The sequence below is a fragment of the Occallatibacter sp. FHG110214_02 genome, from assembly GCF_059115385.1.
In genome coordinates this window covers 64395-87894 of sequence record NZ_JBZYWK010000003.1, presented here as the reverse complement: position 1 = coordinate 87894, position 23500 = coordinate 64395, and the positions used below count along the sequence as shown (strand labels likewise).

Sequence of the window (23500 nt, the reverse complement as noted above, 5' to 3'; positions counted from 1 at the left end):
AAAGATTTCTTCATGCTTTCCCCGTTTCTTTTATGCGTGAACCGGCTGCTGCGTCAAGCGGCCCAGCAAATCTCGAATCTCCAACAAAATCTCGTCTGGCCTTGCAGCCACAAGCGGAAACTTCAACACACCCTGCGGCGTAAACTGCGCGCCCTTCTTGGCGTTCTTCGCCACCAGCCGCATCAGGCTCTGCGGATCGATGGCAGCATTTCCTGACGCGGCCTTCTCCGTAAAGCGAATCTGCAACTCGGCACGCTTGCGATCAATCTGCGCCACGCCAATGCGCTCGCATTCAAGCCGCAGCGAAGCCGCTTCCAGCAGATACACCGCCGCATCCGGCAGCGGCCCGTAACGGTCTTCCATCTCTGCGCGCAGCTCCGTAATTTCAGAATCACTCTGCGCACCGGCAATCTTCTTGTAGAGCCGCAGCCGTTGATTCTCCTCACCCACATAGCTTTCATCAATGCGCAGCGCAATGCCAAGATTAAGCTGCGTAGTCGGCTTCTCTTCCGTGCTCTCGCCCTTCATCTCCTTGACTGCCTGCTCAAGCATCGACGTATAAAGCTCAAAACCAACCGACTCGATGTGCCCGCTCTGCTCGCCGCCAAGCATATTGCCCGCACCACGCAGTTCCAAATCAAGCGCAGCAATCTTAAAGCCCGCGCCCAAGTCGCTGAACTCCTTCAACGCCGCAAGCCTGCGCCGCGCAATATCGCTCAGCCCCTTTTCATTCGGAATAAGCAGATACGCATAAGCACGGCGATTCGAGCGCCCCACGCGGCCACGCAACTGATACAGCGCACTCAATCCATGTGAATCCGCGCGGTTAATCAGGATCGTATTCGCCAGCGGAATATCGAGACCATTTTCAATAATTGTCGTTGCCACCAGCACATCGTACTCATGGTGCATAAAGGCCAGCATCACGCGCTCCAACTCGCCTTCACTCATCTGCCCATGACCAACAACCACACGCGCCGCCGGAACAAGCTCCTGAATGCGCGCCGCAATCTCGTAAATCGTCTCCACGCGATTGTGCACAAAGTAAACCTGCCCGCCGCGCTCCATCTCCAGCTCAACCGCCGAGCGAACAAGCTTCTCATCAAACTTCGCAACCACCGTCTGAATCGCCATGCGGTCTTTCGGCGGCGTTTCAATCACGCTCATGTCGCGCAAGCCAACAAGCGACATATGCAGCGTACGCGGAATCGGCGTGGCACTCATCGCCAGCACATCAATCTCCTTGCGCATCTGCTTCAACCGCTCCTTGTGCCGCACACCAAAGCGCTGTTCCTCATCCACAATCAGCAGTCCGAGGTCCTGAAACTTCAAATCCTTCGAGAGCAAGCGATGCGTACCGATGAGAATGTCCACCTTGCCCATCGCCACCTGTTCGACAATCTGCTTCTGCTCCTTCGCCGTACGAAAGCGCGAGATCATTTCAATCTTGATGGGGAACTGCGAGAAGCGCTTCTTGAATGTCTCAAAATGCTGGAAGCTCAACACCGTAGTCGGCGTAAGAACAGCCACCTGCTTACCATCCTGCACCGCCTTGAAGGCTGCACGCATGGCTACTTCCGTCTTGCCATAGCCAACATCGCCGCAGAGCAGCCGGTCCATCGGCGTGGTGGACTCCATATCTGTTTTGATCGCCGAGATCGCTGTAAGCTGATCGTCCGTCTCGGTGTAATCGAAGGCGTCTTCAAACTCTTTCTGAAACTCATTATCCGGAGAAAACGCCACACCCTTCGCATTATGCCGTTCCGCATACAGCTTCAACAGCTCATCGGCCATATCCTCCATGGCCTTGCGCACACGCGCCTTTGTCTTGGCCCACTGCTGCGAGCCAAGCTTATTCAACTCCGGCGCGGGCCCCGCATCCGTCGAGCGGTACTTCTGAATCAAGTCGAGCCGCGTCAACGGCACATAAAGCTTTGCGCCCTCGGCAAACTCCAGGATCATAAACTCGATTGCGAGACCATCCTGCACAATCTCCCTAAGCCCCTGGTATTGCGCAATGCCGTGCTCCACATGCACAACATAATCGCCAACGGTAAGGTCACGGAAATCCGAAACAAACGCAGCCGTCTTCGATTTTTTTGGCTCAACACGCCGCGCCGTCACATCGGCTTCGTCAGACAAATCATTCGCACCAAAGAGCACAAGATTCGCATTCGGCAAGCTCACGCCCGATGCTATCGGCGAGCGCACAATCACCGGCACATGCAAGTCATCATTCAGATAACTTGCTTCTTCCAGCACCGTCTCGCCGCCATGCACCAAACGGCTGCCCAGGCGATAAGGAATCTGGTACTCGCGCAGCACCGTTGCCATGCGCTCCACATCGCCCTGGTGCGCAGCAGCGATAACCACACGCGTCGGCACTTCCATCAGCTTGCGCAACTGCTCCGTCAATGCAGGAATGGAGCCATGAAAACGCAGCGTGGGCCGCGAGTTCATCTCGATCTCGCCGAGCGTAGTGTCTTCCTCAATCACGTCCACCGCGCCAAGCTGGTCAAGGTCCAACCCGAAGTGCGATTCAATCAGCCCCTGCAAAATCTCGGGGCGCATGAAGATATCTTCCGGACGAATGAGATTGCCAATGCCAGAGCGCTCATGCCGCTGCTCAACTTTTTCCCACCAGCGGTCAATCTGGTTGCGCATCATGCCCGGCTCATCCACAAACAGCACCGCGCGCTGCGCCAGCTTGAGCAGGTTAATCTCCGCACCCGCAACCGGAGCAAATAGCTCCCACCCCGGAAAGATGCTTACACCACCAGCAGCCGCAGCCTCAATCGCAAACTCCTCGCTGCCCTCATCACCATCCACCGCTACACGCTGCTTGCTCAGCCGCGCATGAATCGAGGCCAGCAACCGCTCCGTCACCGGAGTCTCCGTCAAAGGCAGCAATAGCGCTTCATCCATCCCTGTCTGCGACCGCTGCGTCTCAGGATCGAACTTGCGAATCGTCTCAATCTCATCGCCGAAGAAATCAAAGCGAACAGGCCGGTCCATCTCCGGCCCATAGACATCCAGAATTCCGCCGCGACGCGTAAACTGCCCCGGCATCTCAACCAGATCCATCTGCGTGTAACCTACACTGGCCAGGTGCGCCGTCAGCAGCTCAATATCAATCTCTTCGCCACGCCGCAGCGTCAGCGCAAGACTCGCGTAGTAGTCACTCTGAAAGAGCCGAAGCGCCGCAGCCTCCACCGGAGCAATCAAAATTGAAACCGCGCCCGTAGCCAGCTTCCACAACGCGCTCGCACGCTGCTCCTGCACATCGGGATGCGGTGAAAGATTCTCAAACGGCAGCACATCATGCGCAGGCAGCCGCACCACGCGCTTCGGGTCAATCGCGCCAGTCAGCTCGCAGGCGGCCTTCAACAGCGGCTCCAGAGCCTCGGCAGCCTTATTGTCAGGGACAAGCACAATCGCTGGACGCCCGGCAGCTTTCGTCATCAGCGGAATGTACAGCGCCCGCGCCGTCGTGGTCAGTCCAGACACACGCCGACGCCCCGCGCCAAGGCTCAAGTGCCTCTGCACGCGCTCAAACGCGGACGAGTGCTCCAGGTCCGCAAAGATCTCACGGACGAAGGGGAGAATCATGCTTTTTCCAGTTTATCAGCGCTGTGTTACAGCTCATGCCTGCTCATCCGAGCGCCAGCCAGCACATGAGATATGCTGTGGTGCATGCGAATTCCAAGCGCTTTCATGGCTCTTCTGCTCGCCGCTGCGCCCCTGTGCGCTCAGCAACAGAGCCTAACCGCCGCCGATGCCATCGCGCGCATCCAGCAGGCCATTCCGCAAAAGCCTCCCTCCGGTACGCTGGACACCATCAAGGCTGGCGACCCATCCACGCCCGTCACCGGAATCGTGACCTGCTTCACGGACTCAATGGACGTGCTGCGCCAGGCCGTCGCGCTGCATGCAAACCTGATCGTCTCCCACGAACCAACCTTTTATAACCATCGCGACGCAGACACGCTCTTTGTGAATGATCCCGTTTACCAGGAGAAGCTTCGTTATATCCAGGACCACCATCTGGTGGTTTGGCGTTTTCACGACCAGTGGCACCTTCGCAAGCCGGATGGCATTCTGGAAGGCTTTGTGGCTGCCGCCGGATGGAAGCAGTATGAGCGCACGGACAATCCGTTCCTCTTCACCCTGCCGTCCACCACATTGCGCCAGCTTGCACTGGACCTGCAAAGGAAACTACACGCACGCATCGTTCGTGTAATCGGCGACCCTAACCTGCACGTGACCGGCGTGGGTTATGCGCCGGGGGCTTCTGGTGAAGAAGCGCACATCAAAATCCTTGAGCGCGACGATATACAGGCGCTGGTCGCAGGCGAATCAGCCGAATGGGAAGCCGTCATGTACACGCAGGACGCCGTAGCGCAGCACCGTCCCAAGGCGCTCGTCCTGCTTGGCCACAGCACGTCAGAAACCGACGGCATGAACACCGCCGCAGGCTGGCTCCACAATCTCTTCCCGGAGATTCCCGTCCATTACATCAACTCCGCTGAGCCCTACTGGCTCCCCAGCCAGCCGCCAAAATAGCGCCGGGCAATTCGCAATCGGAACTAATGCGGCCGACCCGGCAGCACAAAGTGCTCCTCGCAGCGCGGCTCGTAGCCGTCCCCGGCCAGTATCACCGGGCTGTCATAATGCGCGGGCTTGCCATCAATCAGCCGCTGCGGATACAGCGCCTTCTGTCCGCAATGGCAATACGCCACCATCTCGGTAATGTTGCCCGCCGAGGTGCGCACCAGCCATGACAACGCCAGCATCTCGCCAAACGGAAGCCCGCGAAAATCCAGCTCCAGCCCCGACACCATCACGTCGTAGCCCTTTTCCAGCAGCCGCTTGGTAAACAAAAACAGGTCTGCAACAAACTGCCCCTCGTCAATCGCAATGCAATCCACGCGCTGGCCAATCCTGCTCTCGTTTTCCTTGATGATTTCCAGCACCGCCCAGGGATCCAATGCCGGAAACTCCGCCGCTTCCATACGCGAGCAGCCATTCATATTGCGGCTCTCCACCACGCCCGCGGCGGCCTTGGTGTCCGAGCTAGGCTTCAGCACCATCACATGCTGCTTCGCATACTGCCTGCGAATCTCCACACGCCGCAGCAGTTCCGCGGTTTTATTCGACCGCATCGTGCCAACAATCAGTTCCAACTTCCCTGTCATACCTACTTCGAGCCCAATTCCTTTGCAAACGAATAGAAAAAGTCCAGTGACTTCCAGTATGACTCGACAGGCAGCCGCTCGTCCTGCCCGTGCGCCCGCACGTCATCGCGCTCCAGCGCCACCGCCGAGTAGCCATAACAGGGAATCCCCGCCTGTGCGAAATAAATCGAGTCACTCGCGCCGTCTTCCATAATCGGCGTAACCTGCACGCCCGGCCAGATGGCTTGCGTTAACCGCGTCAACGGTCCAAAGACCTCCGGAATCGGCGGCGGTGGCACAATCGCCTTACGCTCCGGAGCCTTGTCAAATACGCCTCCCGCGTCCGAAACATACTTCACCACCAGCTTCCAGTCGCCAAACAGCGTAATCAACTGCTGCCGAATCTCCTCCGGCGAGTGCCCCGGAAAGATGCGGCAGTTCACATTCGCCTGAGCCGTCTGCGGTAGCGCATTGTTCGCATGTCCGCCGCTCAGCCGCGTTGCCACGCACGTCGTGCGAAAAGTGGAATTAAAGCTAGGCTCTTTGCTCAGCTGCGCCGCGGCTTCCATATCCGGCGGAGTCGCCAGAATCGCGTGAATATCCTTCGCAGTCGTCTCCGGCTCCGCCTTCGCAAGATTCGCAAAGTACGTGCGCGTCACATCATTCAGCTCAAACGGAAAACTATACGCAGCCAGCTTGTTCAACGCCGCCATCAACTCATAAATCGCGTTGTCAGGCCGCGGCAACGAGCTATGCCCTCCGGGATTCGTCGCCGTCACCTGGTAGTCGGCATACACCTTCTCCGTCGCCTCAACAGCCGCCACCGTAGGTTTGCCGTGATCCAGTTCCACGCCACCCGAATCAGGATTGATGACATACGCCGCATCCACCAGCTCGCGATGCTCATTCACCAGCCACGAAGCGCCATTAAACTTGCCGCCTTCCTCATCTGCAGTCAGCGCCAAAATCAAATCCCGCTTCGGCTTGTACCCCTCGCGATGCAACCGCAAAAACGTCGCCACCAGCGCCGCGTCGCCATCCTTCATATCCTGCGTGCCGCGCCCATAGTAGTAGCCGTCCTTCTCCACAAACTCAAACGGATTCGTATGCCAATCCGAAAGCAGCGCCTCCACCACGTCAACGTGGCAAAGAAACACCACCGGCTTCGCATCCGGCGTACCCGCAGCGCGATAGCGCACTACCAGATTCATCTTGTGCGGCGCAGGCCCCAACAGCTTCACATCCTCGCGCGCAAACCCCGCATCCAGAAAGCGCTTCTCCATCGCCGTCGTCGCCACCGTCACGCTACCCTTCGGCGTATCGGTAGTGTTGATCTCAATCAACTCCTTGAAAATCGCCTTCGCCTCCGCACGGTCTGCCACACTGGCGGCAACAATCCCACCCTGCCCCAAAGCAGGCAGAGCATAAGTCAAGGCAGCAAGAACAATAGAAACACGCTTAAAAAACATGAGCGAATTGTAAGTCCTCGCGCCTGAGAACCCCATAAAGCTCAGAGACAGGACACAAAATACTGTGGGTGCCCCACCCATGCGGCGTTGTTTGCCGCATGGGTGGGATATCTATAATTTTTTGGTTCCCATACAGCCTTTGCCCTTTATAGCTTTTGCGCTTTATCTAAAAACTGAAAACTGACCACTGATCCCTGACCACTGTCTTAGAGCACACTCCGCCGTTGCACCGCCTGATAAATCCATTTATCGTGTTCCGGTTCGCAAATATCGAGGTACCTATGCGCTCCAGGTTTTTCGCATCCGCCGCTTTGCTTCTCGCCTCCGCCGCCACGCTTACCGCCCAGCAACGCCCCAAAATCACCGGCATCTCGCACCTCGCCGTTTATACTTCCGACCCCGCCGCCACCGAGCGTTACTATACTTTCGCCATCGGCGCGGTAAAAATGCCCGACACAGAAAACCCGCAAGGCGTGAAATACGCACTCAGCTCCACGCAATACATTGAAGTGCTCCCGTTGCCCGCCAACGCAGGTCCCAACCGCCTTGACCACGCCGCCTTCAACACCGAGTCCGCCGAAGGCCTCCGCAAATATCTCGCCGCCAAAGGCTGGCAGGTGCCCGCCACCGTTTCCAAAGGCACAGACGGCAGCCGCTACTTCGCCGTCCTCGACCCCGAAGGCAACAAAATCGAGTTCGTCCAGCCGAATCCCAAGCTCAAAGTCGAAGCGCCCAACGCCATCGGACACCACATCATCCACGTCGGCTTTCTCGTCCGCGACCGCGCCAAAGAAGATACCTTCTACCGCGCCATCCTCGACTTCAAGCCCTACTGGTTCGGCGGCATGAACCCCGAAAAAATCGACTGGGTAAGCCAGCAAACGCCCGACGCGCACGACTGGCTGGAATACATGCTCACCAGCGGCCCATCCGGTTCGGGCATCCCCGCCAACATCTCGCAGCGCCAACTCGGCGTGCTCGACCACTTCTCCATCGGAGAAGATTCCGTAGACACCGCCTTCGCCACGCTCAAAAGCGGTGGCCGGCTGGAAGGCGTACGCAACGACGGCCACACGCAAATCGGCAAAGACGGCAAAGGCCAGTTCAACATGTACGACCCCGACGGCATCCGCGCCGAGCTAATGAACTGGAGCGCCACACAAAAGCCCTGCTGCTCGCCCTTCACCGCCCCCGACCCCACCCCGTCGAAGTAACACCACAAAACCCCGTGCCTCATCCTTCGAGCATTGTGTGTTCGAAGGGTGGGGTACCCATACCGCCGGATCTCCCGCATCAAGTTCTTCCCACACAATCCAATCCAACAAGACGCAACCGAACGCAATCCCTGCGGTATGCTTATTCAAACGTTACAACCGGAGGTATGCCCATGCTTCGCCGCTGTTGTGTCCTTTTCTCTCTTGCCCTTGCCGCTCTCACCACCCACGCACAAACCCTCTCCACGCACTGGGAAGAGCTAACCGCCTCCGACTTCATCAAGGCTATCCACCAGTCGCAAAACACCTGCGTCCTGCCCTTCGGCATTCTTGAAAAACACGGCCCGCACCTGCCCATCGGCACCGACCTTCTCGACGTCCGCTTCGCCGTCCTCAACGCCACCAAGCAGGAGTACGCCGTAGTCTTCCCCGAGTACTATTTCGGCCAGATCTTTGAAGCCCGCCAGGAGCCCGGCACCATCGCCTACTCGCTCTCCACGCAGCTCACACTGCTGCAGGAGACGGTAAGCGAAATGTCCCGCAACGGCTGCAAGAAAATCCTCATCGTCAACGGCCACGGCGGCAATGAGTCCCTGCTTCCGCTCTTCGCGCAGTCGCAGCTCGCCACGCAGCATGATTACGTCGTCTACGTCTTCGGCATTCCGCACCGCCAGGCTCCCTACGGCCCCAAGCACAAATCCAACCCCGCGGACGACCAGCACGCCGGCGAAACCGAAACCTCCGCCATGCTCGTCGCCCGCCCCGACCTCGTCCACATGGATCAAGCCAACGACGAGTCAGGCGTCAGCCAGGATCACCTGAAGAACCTGCCCGACACCGTCTACACCGGCATCTGGTGGTACGCCAAATATCCTGACCACTACGCCGGCGACGGCTCCGCAGGAACCAAGGAATACGGCGCAGCCGGCCAGCAATACTGGTCCCAGATGATTGCCGATGCCATCAAGGCAATCAAGTCCGACGAAACAAGCCTCAAGCTGCAAAACGAGTTCTTCGAAAAAACCATGCACCCCATCGACACCAAGCAGTAATTTTTCCGCTCTTCCACCAAACTGGGTGCCCCAGGTCTCCTGATTTTGGAGACCTGGGATACCACAGCAGCCCGTACCCTACTTTTCGTTCTCCCACAAAATTAAGCCATGTCATCCTGAGCGAAAGGGGCCCCGAGCGTTTTTCAGCTCGGGGTGGTGAGTCGAAGGACCTGCGGTTGTCTTTCGCCAGTCCCCCCCCACAAACGCCCCGTGCCCCATCCTTGCGCCTTCTTTCCGGCGCAAGGGTGGGAAACCACGCAGCGGGTCAGTTTGAATCCATAGACAGATCGAATTAGTGTTGAAAGAACGTGCCAATTTCCGAGTAGGCGACAATCCAGACGGAACTCGAAGAAGGTGTCCGTTCCATTGGCGAAATAGCCTATCCTGTGGCGATGTGGGTCATTTCGGCAGTCTGTTCGAGATTCTGGTTCTGTAGATCGAGGCAACTATGTCTCGAACTTCAAGGAAGCCTGGTACCAACATAACTGAGAATGGAGCCGTAAGTACTGTCAGGATTGTGCCAGCAATCGTTAGCGCCCCGTTGTGCTCGTAAATCCCCAAGGCGGCTGTGGTTAGTGAGACGGCGAACGGGAGGCAAAAAAGCGCTGTGATTCTCATAAGACCGAGTGATCTGCGCTTTTCATTTGATCCTAGATCGTCCCACTCGCGGGTTCCCGAAAGATACCTTTCACCACATTTACAGTAGAAGATCGGGGGGCCGAGAGGCGGGCTTCCATGGCCACGACTTATGCGGAAATGCTCAGTAATATCTGAGCCGCATTTGTCGCAGAAGTACACATTGGCGCGCTCGGGAAACCGGCTCCCTGGCAGGCTACCACCAAAATCTTCGTTGAGTCCGAGCAACTGCATGGCGGTTTGTCGCTCCGTTGAGGGCACGAGCCCAACAGTATTTAATTGGCTTACTATTCAATATAAACTTTTGGGTTTCAACTGGCTTGCTCAGGTTGGCTCCGGTGGATGACAGGTAAGTCGGAAGTTACTGATCTACCCCCTGAGATTCAATCAGACCCACTACCGAAAACCGCGAAAGCTCGCATCTCCGCGATAAAATCAACTCATGCCCGTCGCAGGTCTTTCACCTGAAATCCTAGCCAAATACGAGCCCGTCATCGGCCTCGAAGTCCACGTGCAACTGCTCACCGCCACCAAGGCCTTCTGCAGTTGCGCCAACAAGTTCGGCGCGGAGCCCAACACCAACATCTGCCCCGTCTGCCTGGGCCTGCCCGGCGCGCTCCCCGTGCTCAACGAGAAGGCCGTCGAGTTCGCCACCCAGGCCTCGCTCGCCATCCACTGCACGGTCAACCCGCGCTCCATCTTCGCGCGCAAAAACTACTTCTACCCCGACCTGCCGAAGGGCTACCAGATCTCGCAGTTCGACAAGCCGCTCGCCGAGCACGGCTGGATCGAAGTCCCCACGGCAGACGGCAGCATCAAGCGCATCGGCATCACACGCCTGCACATGGAAGAAGACGCCGGCAAGAGCATCCACGACGGATTCGCCGACTCCAACTCGCGCACCTATCTCGACCTGAACCGCTGCGGCACGCCGCTCATCGAGATCGTCTCCGAGCCCGACATCCGCACGCCCGACGAGGCCTTCGAGTACCTCACCCGCCTGCGCGAAATCCTCCTCTTCACCGGCGTCTCCGACGTCAACATGGAAGAAGGCTCGCTCCGCTGCGACGCCAACGTAAGCGTCCGTCCAAGGGGTCAGGAAAAATTCGGAACGAAAGCCGAAGTGAAAAACGTCAACAGCTTCCGCTTCATCCGCTCCGCCCTCGAATATGAAATCGAGCGCCAGATTGAACTCATCGAATCCGGTGGCCGCGTCGTGCAGGAAACCCGCCTCTGGAACTCCAACGAAGGCCGCACCTACTCCATGCGTTCCAAGGAGCAGGCGCACGACTACCGCTACTTCCCCGAGCCGGACCTTCCGCCGCTCGTGCTGACGCCCGACTGGATTCTGGCCCGCGAACGCGAGCTTCCCGAGCTTCCCGAAGCCCGCCGCGCCCGCATGATCTCCGAGTACGACCTCAGCGAGCAGGACGCCCGTACGCTCACTGCCACACGCGAGTTCGCCGACCAGTTTGAAGCCGCCGCCAAGACCGCCAAAAACGCCCGCCGCGTAGCCAACGTGCTGCTCAGCGAAGTGGGAGGCCGTCTCAAGGCGCTGGGCATCGAGCAGGACAAGTCGCCCGTCTCCATGCAGGGCATTGTGCTCGCCGCCGACCTGCTGGACGAAGGCAAAATCAGCTCCAAGCAGCTCAAGCAACTGCTCGACACCGCTTTTGAAAAGTCGGAAGACTTCCCCGTTGTCTACGAGCGCGAAAAGCCGCAGCAAATCACCGACACCGCGGCCATCGAAAAGCTCATCGACGAGGTAATCGCCGCCAACCCCAAGCAGGTGGAGCAGTACAAAGGCGGAAAGAAGACCGTCGCAGGCTTCTTCGTAGGCCAGGTCATGAAGGCATCCAAAGGCCAGGCCAACCCCGCCCTGCTCAACGAGTTGGTAACCAAAAAGCTCGACGCCTGATTCCAACTCAAAAACAGAAAGGGCCGGAACTTTGTTCCGGCCCTTTCTTCATCCAGCAAAAAACCTATTTCAGCTTCAACTCCGAAGCCACTTCCTTACGCGTATCCCATGAGCTGATGGTCTTCACGGCGCTCTTCTTGCCTTCCTTCTCAGCCCACAGCTCAAAGTCTTCCGACATGTTCACCTGCGTAAACCGGAAGCGTCCATCCGCCGGTGTAGTAAAGCTGCGGATAGCCTTCGACTTCATGTTGCGCAGAAAAACAGTAGCCCCGCCCAGTGGAGAATCACCGCTCTCCACCACGCCAATCACCACGCGCTGGCCAAAGTTCTGTGCATACGCGGTCGCACTTCCGCCGCCAGGATTCCCCGGAACCACCCCAAGCGCCAACGCCGCAAACACCACGCCGGCTGCTACCTTCAAGCTCCGCTTCATTCTTCCTCGTCCTCTTCTTCTTCCTCATCGTCGTAGTAGTCGTCCTCGTCCTCGTCATACTCGTCGTCTGAACGAGCCAACTCCACCGGATCGGTCCCCACTACCTCAAACTCCGTGCCACATTCGTTGCACGTCACCACATCGCCCTCTTCAATCTCGTCGAGCTCGATGTCCAGTTCGTTTTCGCACTCAGGGCAGCTGATCATGGCAGCCACTTCCCCTTTCCCTCTTTTAAAATTCCATCACCGTACTCTACGTCGGCGATTCTGCTCTGCAGGCTGTCTCTTACTATGTTATTCGAGTTCCGGGCCTCCCCCAAAACACCGAAAAACAGCCCCTTCGCTTCGCTAGTTTTAGACGGATGACCAGCTCAGGTCAAGTACAACAACCATCAAAATTCTCTCATTTCCCCTTACTGCACCACCGCCGCCGCACATTGCGCCCTATTCCTCAGACGGCAGAAACGCCCGTCGGTTTCAGTCCCAATCTCCCTGCTCCCTATTCCCTGCTCCCAGCCTGTCGATATACCCTGAATCCATGGCCCGCATGAGCCAACTCCCTCTCGCCTTCCCGGACTTTCGCGGAGCAACACGCCGCCTTGTCGTTATCAATCTCATTGCGTTCTTCGCGCTGCAGATTCTCTATCTCGCGCACCTCGGCCTCGGCATCTTCTCCATGTTCGCCCTCACGCCGGGCGACGTGCTCCACGGAGCCGTCTGGCAGCCGCTGACGTACTCACTTATTCACCCCTCGCTGCTCGGAACCCTCTTCGAGTTGCTCTCGCTCTGGTTCCTCGCCAGCTTCCTTGAGGGCTACCGCGGCCCCAGCTTCGTCACTGGCCTGTACATCGCCAGCACCCTCGGCACCGCCGCCGCAGCCATCCTGCTCGTCTTCCTCGCAGATAAATTCACCTGGCCACTCGGCGAGATCCTGCCCCTCTACGGCTGCATGGGCGCCATCTTCGGCATGCTCATCGCCATTGGCGTCCTCTTCGGTGACGTCGAGTTCCTAATGTTCTTCGTCATCTCCATCAAGGCGCGCTACCTCGCCATCATTTACGCGCTCATCGCCTTCGCCATGCTCTTCGGCGAAAGCCGCCTCGCCGCCTTCGCGCAAATCGGCGGAGCCCTCGCGGCGCTGCTCTACCTGCGCCTCGCCCCCGCAGGCCGCGCATCCAGCTATGGCAGCAGCTCCGGCAAAGGCCCCGGCTACTACCTGAGCGAGCGCTGGTACGCCCTGCGCAACGGCTACTACCGCTGGAAGCGCCGCCGCGCCGGCCGCAAGTTCGAGGTCTACATGAAGAAGCAAGGCCGCACCGTGCGCCTCGACAGCCGCGGCCGCCAAATCGACGACGAAGACCACGACGACCGTTCCCGCTGGAACTAAAAAGCAGGGGACAGTAAAAACAACGGCAAAAACAAAAGCAGGTCCAACTCGCTTAGTGCGAAGGACCTGCTTTTGCATTTCCTGTACCCTGCACCCCGTCCCCTGCCTTTTTCAGTCTTCCAGGTTCAACTCCTCCACCGGCTTCGCCTCATCCGCCAAACCTCGCTCAATCCAGCCAATCAGCGTCTCAGAAACCCAGTGCAGCAGCGCACCCAGCAAACCACCGAGCAGCACCTCAGCCCCGCGATAAAACCCCACCATCAACAGCGGCGTCTGCTTGTCAGAGGTAAGAAAGACAATCGGGCAGGTCCACATGCAGACCCGCAGCACCGGATACTTCCGCGCCACCACCGCAGCCAGCGCCACAGCCACCGCCATCTGCACAGCCACGCCCGCATGCAGCGGCGTCAACGCCTTGCCCACGGAAACAGCAATCGCCACGCCCACCACCGTGCCAAACAGCCGCCCCACGGTCGCATTATGCGTCTGCGTCAAACTTTCCTGGCTGACGATAATTCCCGACATCGCCGCCCACACCGGATGAGGCAAACGCACAAAATCCGCAAGCAGATAACCGCCCGTAGCCGCCGCTGAGCACCGCAAAACAAACGCGACATGGCGAACTGCTTCTTCTTTTCGCATAGAAAAATTCCGCTTACCCATCGGCACTTGGAATCAGTCTATCGCCGCCAAAACCACCGCATCCCCAGAACTGAGATGTGCAAGAAGAATCAGATATGGCATATCCATAAAATTCTTTAGAGCTTTTCGCCCTTTATCTCTACTCCTGCTCACTCTTCACTGACCACTGTGGAACAGCTTCCGATTCACATCCGGCCAGAACTCTTTCACCGCAAACTCAAGCGCATCCACGCCCACGCCAACACTCCACTGCTGCACGGTATTCCCGATCCCCCGCTCGCGGCCCGGGTAGTACGCATTCGAGAGCCCCGCCGAAGCGCCCGCGCCAACAACCTCGGAGATGTTGAACTCCTCGTGTCCCGCATCATTCCGCGTCACCACCACGCGGCTCATCGCATATCCTGTCCGCTTCCAGAACCCGCCATGCCCCAGCGTGTAGTAGCGCGGGTCCTCATGCGTGACCACCGGAAAAATAAATCCAACCAGGTAGTTCTCCGTCGTCTGGTCCAGCGCTGAGTGCCAGAAGTACCGCCCGTACCCCAGCGCGCCCTGTCCAAACTCCGGCGTAGCATTCCGCGCTTGGTCAAACCCCGCAATCGCCGCCGGCACAATCACCGCCGAATAATCAAACGAATCTTCCGTCGTCATCATGAACTTCTGTTTCACCGTCAGAGGAGGCAGCTTCTGGTCCGCACTCACAGACCTGAAGTTCGGAATAATCCCCAGAATCCGCTTCGTCTGCTGCGGCGCAGCGCCATTCCCCGTCTGCTGCGGCACTGGAGCATCAAAATCCACAACCGGCCCACCCACCTGCGCCGCCGCGCCAGCCGCGCCCATCATCAGCGCCGCCGCACCAATCCATCCACTGCCTAGAGAAAAAATAGATTTGAATTGCAATGTATAGGCCCTCGTTTCTTGCAGAGGTTCGTTTTCGTATAAAACTCCCGCATCAGCCGGGACTGCCCCGAGAATAACGATTGAGAATTAAGACAGGCTTAAGCCTTCCCGGCGTCTTGTCGCCCGTCTTAGTACAATCACCAGAGAACATGAGCAAGAAACTAGCATTCCTCTTTCCCGGACAGGGCTCGCAGACCGTAGGCATGGGCCGCGCCCTCGCAGAAGCCTTCCCCGTCGCCGCGGCCACCTTCGCAGAAGCCGATGAAGCTCTCAGCTTTCCCATCACCAGGCTCTTCTACGAAGGGCCGGAAGAAGACCTGCGCCTGACCGAAAACACCCAGCCCGCCATCCTGACCGTCTCGGTTGCCGCATGGCGTGTCTTAACCGAAAACGGCATCACGCCCGCACTCGCTGCCGGCCACTCCCTCGGGGAATGGTCCGCCCACGTCGCCGCCGGGACACTCTCTTTCGCCGACGCCGTCCGCGCCGTCAAAGCCCGCGGAGCCGCCATGCAGCAGGCCGTCCCCGCCGGAGTCGGAGCTATGGCCGCCATCCTCCAGCTTGCGCCCGAGATCGTAGCGGAAGCCTGTGCAGAAGCCGCCGCCGAAACCGGCGAGCCCGTAGCCGCCGCCAACCTCAACTCCCCGGCACAAACAGTCATCTCCGGTGCAAAAGCCGCCGTAGAAAAAGCCGCGGAAATTGCCAAAGCTAAAGGCGCACGCCGCGCCGTCATGCTTCCCGTCAGCGCACCCTTCCACTGCGCCCTCATGCAGCCCGCGCAAGATGCAGTAGCAGAAGTCCTCAGCAACATCCCCCTGAGCGACCCCAAAATCCCCGTAGCCTCCAACGTATCGGGCAAGCTGGTCACGACGGCAGAGGAAACCCGCACTGCCCTCATCCAGCAGGTAACCGGAGCGGTCCGCTGGGTGGAGTGCATCCAGACACTCGTATCCTCCGGCGCCAATGTATTCGTAGAGTCCGGCCCCGGCAAAGTCCTGACGGGCCTGATGAAGCAAATTGCCCCCGAGCAAAAGGCCCTCAACGTAGAAGACCCCGCCAGCCTCGAAAAGACCCTGGCTGAACTGCAAGCCTAAGACCAGAAACAAAGAGAGAGCCCGGCAATCACCGGGCTCTTTATTCTTTTGCTCGCAATTATGTCCCTGACGCATAAGCGAATGCACAAAAGGTAGGGCGAGGCTTCAGCCCCGGCCTACAGATAATGTGTGTTGGGCCTTCAGGCCCCGAGGCATGCTTTTGCCTTTCCTGGTCCCTAAGTCCCTACGTCCCTAGTCCCTGTCTTTACTGCTTCACAGCAATAGCCGAAATCTCAATCTTGGCATCGTCAATCAGCCCCGCAACCTTCACCGTCGCGCGAGCCGGTTTCGGATTCGGCATAAGCCGCATATAGACCTCATTCATCTTGGGAACGTCCTGCAGGTCGGTCACATAGACGGTAACGTTTGCAAGGTCCGCCATCTTAAAGCCCGCCTTCTCCACCACGCGCCTCACCGCAGCAATCGCATGCTCGGTCTGGAACTCAATGCTGGTTCCGACAACCTTGCCATGCTCATCCGGCCCCTGCTGCCCGGCAACATAAAGCGTGTTCCCCGCAACAATTCCCTCCGAAAACGGCATCTTCGGATTGGCATCAATCGCCTTATTTTGAGCATGAATGGCCAAAGGAGCCGCAAGCAGCAGAGCCGCACAAACAAGATACCTGGACATAAAAACAATAGCCTCCAAGAGGGGTAAGTAATTTCCTCTTCAAGAAATACACTCTATCCCCCCATCCTGAAAATATTTCCGGTCAATATCCCACCGGCACCGGGTGCCCCCGATCCCTGGCATTTTGGGACCGGAGATGCCCATACCGCCAATCGCCCCACATCTCAAACACCCCAAAAAGAGTATCGTCATCCTGCTCGAAGCCGAAGGATCTGCAGTTGCTCTTGTCTTTGCTTTTCTCGTCCTTCGTCCCTCGCCCTTCGTCCTTAGCCTGTGGAAATCTCATGTCAAGCCCCAAACCCGAAAGTATTTCCTAACTCATTGATTCCATTAAGCAAAATTCCCAGCCAAGTTTGCGCTCAATTATGGCCCTTTATGCCAAACTAAAAATAAGCAGAAGAACGGCCCGATTCCCAAGGAATCGGGCCATTCTGTTTTTCCGCTAACTTGCTAAGCGCGAAGCGCTGCTAGCTCGCTCATTCCAAAGAAAGGAGAACCCAATGCCGTCAACAGCAAGCACAATCCCCTATACCCCATACCCTACCCCCTGCCGTTTGCACAGTTCCGGAATAAAGAAACTCCACAGTCCCTGTGCAATCACACGCAACCCAAACAAAACAAAAGAAATGGGAAAGCACCCCGCTGTGCGCATACACACGGAACTCAATTCGCGGAGTACGACTCCGGATTGATCTCCACATCTGGCGGAGCAAAGCTCAGCGTATGGTCATGCGGGTCCCATTCCAGGCTCAGCGCCTTGCTCTTCCGCCCGTTGACGAGAATCGCCATCAGCAACTGGTTCCCATACATCCGCGCCGCCGCAATCCGGTGCGACTGGATCACGCCGTACTCATTATCCGGGCTGGTCGAACTCCAGTCTCCCTGGAACCGCGAAAACGGATACGTCTTGTGCTGGTCAAGATGGTTCTTCCAGTCCGTGTCATGAATCCAGACGCCGTAAGCCGTCTCCAGGTCGTTCTTCTCCACCGCATCCAGAAAATGATTCGCAGCCGAACGCCCCATCAGATGATTCGGCCAGTTCCACGGCCAGTCCACCGGACGCCCGGCAACAAACCAACCAAGCACGAGCAGCAAGAACACCGCCACAATCGCCGAAATAAAAATCGCTTGATTTCGCTTAGCCTTAGCCTCGTCATACGCCGGCGCATCGAGCAGGGACATGAAGAACTCCTTACAGTAGACAGGTTACAGATGACAGTGGACAGTTTATATCGCAGCAGCACTCTTCTTGTTAGACACCATGGCAGCAACTACGGTTCCCAGACTGATTCTCCCTGCGCATATCGCACTCTTGTTCCGCGCATAAACCCATCCTCTGCGCTCTACACTGAGACTTGCCGCCGCAAACGCGGCATAAAGGACGTAAAGAATCGAATGGCAAAGAAACTGCGGGTTGGCGTAGTGTTTGGCGGAAAAAGCGGAGAGCACGAAGTCTCGCTCCTCTCGGCAGCATCCATTCTCAAGGCAATTGACCGCCGCAAATTTGATGTAGTGCCCATCGGCATCACCAAGGATGGCCGCTGGCTAACAGCAAGCGATGCCGACAACCTGCTGCTCGGCAGCAGCAACGCAACAAGCGAGTTGAGCGCCGGGAATTTGCCTGCCACAACAAGCGCCAAGGTGCTTAATCAAGGCATCCCAACACTGCTCGCGCCGGAACCCGCAGCACTCGCACCTGCCGAAGCAAAGATCCAGAAGCTGGACGTCATCTTCCCCGTTCTGCACGGCACCTTCGGCGAAGACGGCACCATTCAAGGCCTCTTTGAACTGGCCGGAATTGCTTATGTCGGCTCGGGTGTGCTCGGCTCCTCCGCAGGTATGGACAAGGACGTGATGAAGAAGCTCTTCGCGCAGGCGAAGCTACCCATCGTCAAACACGTCACACTGCTTCGCCACGAGTGGGAGAGCTCTCCGCGCAAAGCCATCACAAAAATTGAAGCCGCACTCAAGTATCCCGTCTTCGTAAAGCCCGCAAACCTTGGCTCTTCCGTCGGCATCAGCAAGGCGCACAACCGCAAAGAGCTAGGCCCCGCGCTCACCGAAGCCGCCAAGTTCGACCGCAAAATCGTCATCGAGCACGGCGTAAGTGGCAGCAAAGGCGCAAAGGCCCGCGAGCTGGAAGTCGCCGTCCTCGGCAATGACGATCCCAAGGCCAGCGTCATCGGCGAGATCATTCCCGGCAAAGAATTCTACGACTACGAAGCCAAGTACCTCTCCGAAGGCTCCGTACCAGTAATCCCGGCAAAGCTAACCGCCACAGAAACCAAACAAATCCGCGCGATGGCCGTAGAAGCCTTCAAAGCCTGCGACCTCTCCGGCCTGTCCCGCGTGGACTTCCTGATGGAGCCCGACGGCAAGCGCCGCATCTACCTCAACGAGGTCAACACGCTCCCCGGCTTCACGCAAATCAGCATGTACCCCAAACTATGGGAGGCCACCGGCCTCAAGTACCGCGACCTAATCACGCGCCTAATCGAACTGGCTGTAGAACGGCACAAGGAAAAGGAACGGAATCAATACAGCAAGGACTAGGCCAGCAGCTTTAGAAAAAGAAAAGGCCCGGCGAATCGCCGGGCCTTTGTAGTTTGGCGTGCGAAGCACGCAGTTCGCTGGACGCGCAGTCCTACTCGGCTGCCATCTCTTCCGCTTCGCCTTCCTGGCGCATCATCTCCAGTTCGCGCTCTGCGGCTTCGATTTCAGCACTGACCTCCTGTTGCACCTTCGCCGCTGCTTCTTCAAGCTCAGGCGAGAGCTGCACGTTGCGGTAGTACTCGAGGCCCGTGCCCGCGGGAATCAGACGTCCCACGATCACGTTCTCCTTCAAACCGCGCAGGTTGTCGATAGCGCCGTTGATCGAGGCTTCCGTCAGGACACGAGTCGTCTCCTGGAAGGATGCTGCCGAGATGAACGAATCCGTCGAAAGCGATGCCTTGGTGATGCCAAGCAGCAGCGGGTGGCCAACCGGCGGGCGTCCGCCTTCGGCTTCCACGCGCTTCTTCTCTTCGTTGAAGCGGAAACGATCCACCTGCTGTTCGAGCAGGAAGTTCGAGTCGCCGATGTCGTCGATGCGGACCCAGCGGAGCATCTGGCGGACAATCACTTCGATGTGCTTGTCGCTGATGGCCACACCCTGCAGACGGTAGACTTCCTGGATTTCGTTCACCAGGTACTTCTGCAGTTCCTTCTCGCCGAGAACGTCGAGAATGTCGTGCGGGTTCAGCGGACCATCCATCAAAGGATCGCCAGCGCGAAGGCGTTCGCCTTCTTGCACGTTGACGTAGATGCCGCGGGGCACGGAGTACTCACGCTCATCGCCGTTGTCGGCGGTGACGTAAATCTTCCGCTGGCCCTTCTGCACTTCGCCAAAGCGAACCACACCATCGATCTCGCTGATGATCGCGGTCTCACGCGGCTTACGCGCTTCGAAGAGTTCCACAACGCGCGGCAGACCGCCGGTGATGTCCTTGGTACGCGTCGATTCCTTCGGAATCTTCGCGAGCACATCGCCCGGTCCCATCTCGTCGCCATCCTGCACCATAAGGTGAGCGCCCTTGGGCAGCAGATAACGCTTGGTGCCCTTTGCGCCCTTCATGATGAATGAAGGCTGACGCTTTTCATCCGGCGAGTCACCCACAACCCAACGCGAGAGGCCCGTGACTTCATCGACTTCTTCATTGAGCGTGATGCCTTCCTGAAGATCCTTGAAGTTCACCGTGCCGCCGATTTCGGTCAGGATCGAGTAAGTGTACGGGTCCCATTCCGCGAGCTGCTGGCCCAAAGCAACCTTCTGACCATCCTTCACATGGAAGCGCGCTCCATAAACTACCTGGTAGCGCTCCTTCTCACGGCCACGGTCATCAATGATTGCAATCGAGCCCGAACGGTTCATCGCGACAAGCGCACCGTCCTTGCTCTCAACCGTGTTCAGGTTGATGAAGCGAACGGTGCCGTTGTTCTTGGCATCGAGGCGCGAACGATCCTGCACGCGGCTGGCCGTGCCGCCGACGTGGAAGGTACGCATGGTAAGCTGCGTGCCCGGTTCGCCGATGGACTGCGCCGCAATGACACCGCAGGTTTCGCCAAGCTCAACCATGCGGCCCGAACCGAGGTTGCGGCCGTAGCACAGCGCGCAAACGCCGCGCTTGGATTCGCAAGTCAGCACCGAGCGGATCTTCACCTTTTCGGCACCGGCACCCTGAATCGCGCTCGCAATCTCTTCGTCGATGGGCTGGTTGATCTTGACCACGATGTTGCCGTCGTAATCCTTGATCTGTTCAAGCGAGACGCGGCCAATGATGCGGTCGCGCAGCGGCTCGATGATTTCACCGGACTCGACGATTGCACCTACGTCAATGCCTTCGCTCGTACCGCAATCGAACTCGGTCACGATAACGTCCTGCGCCACGTCCACAAGGCGGCGGGTCAGGTAGCCAGAGTCAGCCGTCTTGAGAGCCGTGTCGGCAAGGCCCTTACGTGCGCCGTGGGTCGAGATGAAGTACTCGAGCACGGTGAGGCCTTCGCGGAAGTTCGAGGTAATCGGCGTTTCGATAACTTCGCCCGAGGGCTTGGCCATCAAACCGCGCATACCCGAAAGCTGACGAATCTGCTGCTTCGAACCACGAGCACCTGAGTCGGCCATGATGTAGATCGGGTTCATGGCGCCTTCCTGGTCGGCGCGCTTCATGTTTCCGAACATTTCGTCGGCGACCTTATCGGTAACCGTGGACCACATCTGGATAACCTTGTTCGAGCGCTCGCCGTTGGTAATGGCTCCGTCCAGATACTGCTTCTGTACTTCGATCACCTTCTGATCCGCGTCATCGACAACGGTGTACTTCGACGCCGGAATGACCATGTCGTCGAGACCAACGGACAGGCCCGAACGCGTAGCGTACTGGAAGCCCAACGACTTGATGCGATCCAACATGCGAACCGTAGTTTCGAGGCCGAGGTTCTGGTTGCAGTAGTTCACCAACTGGCCAATGCCCTTCTTCTTGAGCAGGCCGTTGACGAACGGCATTCCAGCAGGCAGCGCGTCGTTCAGGATCACGCGGCCTACGGTGGTGGAGATGTACTCCTTGTTGAACTCAACCGGCTCGGTGTGCGTGAGGTCCTGATCGTCGTACGCCGTCGTCATGTCGAGCACCTTGCCCGTATAACGCAGACGAACCGGCGAAAGCGTCTCAAGCTCCTTCGCTTCGAGCGCCATCAGAACTTCTTCCACATTCGCGAAAACGCGGCCTTCGCCCTTGGTTCCCTTGCCTTCCTTCGTCAGGTAGTAGAGACCGAGAACCATGTCCTGGGTAGGAACGGTGATCGGCTGGCCCGACGCCGGCGAAAGAATGTTGTGCGATGCGAGCATCAGCACGCTGGCTTCAATCTGCGCTTCCGGCGAAAGCGGAATGTGCACAGCCATCTGGTCACCATCGAAGTCCGCGTTGAAGGCGGTACAGACGAGCGGGTGAATCTTGATGGCCTTGCCTTCGACCAGCACAGGCTCAAAGGCCTGGATGCCGAGGCGGTGAAGGGTTGGGGCGCGGTTTAGCAGTACGGGGTGGTCCTTGATGACTTCTTCCAGGATGTCCCACACCACCGGCTCCTGCATTTCCACCATTTCCTTGGCCTGCTTGATGGTGGTGCAGTGGCCCGTCTGCTCCAGACGGTGATAGATGAAGGGCTTGAAAAGTTCAAGCGCCATCTTCTTCGGCAGACCGCACTGGTGCAGCTTGAGGTCCGGACCGACGACGATTACCGAACGGCCAGAGTAGTCCACGCGCTTGCCGAGAAGGTTCTGGCGGAAGCGGCCCTGCTTGCCCTTGAGCGTATCGGAGAGCGACTTGAGCGGGCGGTTGTTGGCGCCACGCAGCACGCGGCCACGGCGGCCGTTGTCAAACAGCGCGTCCACGGCTTCCTGCAGCATGCGCTTTTCATTGCGCACGATGACTTCAGGAGCGTGCAGGTCCATCAGCTTCTTCAAGCGGTTGTTACGGTTGATGACGCGGCGATACAAGTCATTCAAATCCGAAGTCGCAAAACGGCCACCATCCAGCGGCACCAACGGGCGCAGCTCGGGAGGAATGACTGGCAGCACATCGAGAATCATCCACTGCGGCTTGTTCGACGACTTGCGGAAGGCCTCAACGACCTTGAGGCGCTTGGCGTACTTGATCTTCTTCTGCGCGGACGTTTCCGTCTTCATGCGCTCGCGCAATTCGATGGCAAGCTCATCCACGCTGACGCGCTTCAGGAGCTCCTTGATGGCTTCCGCGCCCATCATGGCCTTGAAGCCCGAGGGACGGAACTGCTGGTCGAGCTCGCGGAACTTGACTTCGTCCTTGATGATTTCGCGCTCGCGAACCGGGGCTTCACCCGGATCAACGACAACGTATGACTCGAAGTAGAGAATGCCTTCGAGGTCGCGGAGCGAGATGTCGAGCAGGTGGCCGATACGCGAAGGCAGACCCTTGAAGAACCACACGTGCGAGCAGGGCGAAGCCAACTCAATATGGCCCATGCGCTCACGGCGAACCTTGCTGACAGTCACTTCGACGCCGCACTTGTCGCAGATGACGCCACGGTGCTTCATGCGCTTGTACTTGCCGCACAAGCACTCCCAGTCCGTTACGGGACCAAAGATGCGGGCGCAGAACAAGCCATCGCGCTCCGGCTTGAAGGTGCGGTAGTTAATGGTTTCCGGCTTCGTGACCTCACCATGCGACCAGCTGCGGATCTTCTCCGGCGATGCAAGCATGATGCGGATGGCGTCGAAGTCAGTAATCGGGCTGGTAAGCTCAAACGGGTTTGAACGGAACAAGGTAACCCTCCCTGGCAGATGTGTTTTTCCACTCTGCCGCGGCAACTCCGGGGACTCTATTGAGGTTCTTCTCTCCCCGGTAAGCGGCTGGTTGCACCGCTCATAAGAAGAACCCAAAA

The 23500-nt window shown here is 58.1% G+C and carries 17 protein-coding genes; 7 read left to right on the top strand and 10 right to left on the bottom strand.

Translation table 11 applies throughout. The features are described 5' to 3' along the window. Positions 1–30: 30 nt before the first annotated feature. Positions 31–3609 (bottom strand): transcription-repair coupling factor, encoded by a 3579-nt coding sequence (gene mfd / locus AC5S3R_RS04280; RefSeq protein WP_494265512.1) that lies wholly within the window; start codon positions 3607–3609, stop codon positions 31–33. 84 nt (positions 3610–3693) lie between these two features. On the opposite strand from mfd, the gene AC5S3R_RS04275 reads away from it, so the two are divergent. Continuing rightward, positions 3694–4563, top strand: a complete 870-nt coding sequence (locus AC5S3R_RS04275) for a Nif3-like dinuclear metal center hexameric protein (RefSeq protein ID WP_494265511.1) — start codon at positions 3694–3696, stop codon at positions 4561–4563. A 23-nt stretch (positions 4564–4586) separates the two neighbouring features. On the opposite strand, the gene AC5S3R_RS04270 is transcribed toward AC5S3R_RS04275, so the two are convergent. Then, the gene (locus AC5S3R_RS04270; RefSeq protein ID WP_494265510.1) at positions 4587–5195 is read right to left on the bottom strand and encodes a thymidine kinase; all 609 of its coding nucleotides are present in this window, start codon (positions 5193–5195) and stop codon (positions 4587–4589) included. A gap of 2 nt (positions 5196–5197) precedes the next feature. Next, complete coding sequence (locus AC5S3R_RS04265) at positions 5198–6643, bottom strand: M20/M25/M40 family metallo-hydrolase (RefSeq protein WP_494265509.1); 1446 nt, start codon at positions 6641–6643, stop codon at positions 5198–5200. Positions 6644–6924: 281 nt separating this feature from the next. On the opposite strand from AC5S3R_RS04265, the gene AC5S3R_RS04260 reads away from it, so the two are divergent. The 3 genes from AC5S3R_RS04260 to gatB all read left to right on the top strand — a co-directional run bounded on the left by AC5S3R_RS04260 (position 6925) and on the right by gatB (position 11463). Continuing rightward, positions 6925–7857 (top strand): VOC family protein, encoded by a 933-nt coding sequence (locus AC5S3R_RS04260; protein ID WP_494265507.1) that lies wholly within the window; start codon positions 6925–6927, stop codon positions 7855–7857. A gap of 173 nt (positions 7858–8030) precedes the next feature. Then, complete coding sequence (locus AC5S3R_RS04255; RefSeq protein ID WP_494265506.1) at positions 8031–8909, top strand: creatininase family protein; 879 nt, start codon at positions 8031–8033, stop codon at positions 8907–8909. A 1078-nt stretch (positions 8910–9987) separates the two neighbouring features. Next, positions 9988–11463: an Asp-tRNA(Asn)/Glu-tRNA(Gln) amidotransferase subunit GatB gene (gatB, locus tag AC5S3R_RS04250; RefSeq protein WP_494265505.1), complete on the top strand. Its 1476-nt coding sequence runs from the start codon at positions 9988–9990 to the stop codon at positions 11461–11463. Between the two features lie 64 nt (positions 11464–11527). On the opposite strand, the gene AC5S3R_RS04245 is transcribed toward gatB, so the two are convergent. Then, the gene (locus AC5S3R_RS04245) at positions 11528–11896 is read right to left on the bottom strand and encodes a carboxypeptidase-like regulatory domain-containing protein (protein WP_494265502.1); all 369 of its coding nucleotides are present in this window, start codon (positions 11894–11896) and stop codon (positions 11528–11530) included. Continuing rightward, entirely contained in the window at positions 11893–12102 is a 210-nt protein-coding gene (locus AC5S3R_RS04240; protein WP_494265501.1) for a hypothetical protein, read from the bottom strand. The genes AC5S3R_RS04245 and AC5S3R_RS04240 overlap by 4 nt, the downstream gene beginning before the upstream one ends. A 340-nt stretch (positions 12103–12442) precedes the next feature. Between AC5S3R_RS04240 and AC5S3R_RS04235 the strand changes: the two genes are divergently transcribed. Then, positions 12443–13282, top strand: a complete 840-nt coding sequence (locus AC5S3R_RS04235) for a rhomboid family intramembrane serine protease (protein WP_494265500.1) — start codon at positions 12443–12445, stop codon at positions 13280–13282. 111 nt (positions 13283–13393) lie between these two features. Here the strand turns inward: AC5S3R_RS04235 and AC5S3R_RS04230 are convergent, their stop codons facing one another. Together AC5S3R_RS04230 and AC5S3R_RS04225 are read right to left on the bottom strand one after the other, a co-directional pair. Continuing rightward, positions 13394–13924 (bottom strand): FUSC family protein, encoded by a 531-nt coding sequence (locus tag AC5S3R_RS04230; protein WP_494265499.1) that lies wholly within the window; start codon positions 13922–13924, stop codon positions 13394–13396. A gap of 156 nt (positions 13925–14080) precedes the next feature. Continuing rightward, positions 14081–14821: a hypothetical protein gene (locus AC5S3R_RS04225; RefSeq protein WP_494265498.1), complete on the bottom strand. Its 741-nt coding sequence runs from the start codon at positions 14819–14821 to the stop codon at positions 14081–14083. Between the two features lie 149 nt (positions 14822–14970). On the opposite strand from AC5S3R_RS04225, the gene fabD reads away from it, so the two are divergent. Beyond that, positions 14971–15915, top strand: coding sequence for an ACP S-malonyltransferase (gene fabD, locus AC5S3R_RS04220; protein ID WP_494265497.1), 945 nt, complete (start codon positions 14971–14973; stop codon positions 15913–15915). A gap of 205 nt (positions 15916–16120) precedes the next feature. Here the strand turns inward: fabD and AC5S3R_RS04215 are convergent, their stop codons facing one another. Next, positions 16121–16546 (bottom strand): RidA family protein, encoded by a 426-nt coding sequence (locus AC5S3R_RS04215; protein ID WP_494265496.1) that lies wholly within the window; start codon positions 16544–16546, stop codon positions 16121–16123. 663 nt (positions 16547–17209) lie between these two features. Continuing rightward, positions 17210–17728, bottom strand: a complete 519-nt coding sequence (locus AC5S3R_RS04210; protein ID WP_494265495.1) for a hypothetical protein — start codon at positions 17726–17728, stop codon at positions 17210–17212. 213 nt (positions 17729–17941) lie between these two features. Between AC5S3R_RS04210 and AC5S3R_RS04205 the strand changes: the two genes are divergently transcribed. Beyond that, a complete protein-coding gene (locus tag AC5S3R_RS04205; RefSeq protein ID WP_494265493.1) occupies positions 17942–19099 on the top strand; it encodes a D-alanine--D-alanine ligase family protein in 1158 nt (385 codons plus the stop codon). 91 nt (positions 19100–19190) lie between these two features. Here the strand turns inward: AC5S3R_RS04205 and rpoC are convergent, their stop codons facing one another. Beyond that, complete coding sequence (rpoC, locus tag AC5S3R_RS04200) at positions 19191–23381, bottom strand: DNA-directed RNA polymerase subunit beta' (RefSeq protein WP_494265492.1); 4191 nt, start codon at positions 23379–23381, stop codon at positions 19191–19193. Positions 23382–23500: the final 119 nt, after the last annotated feature.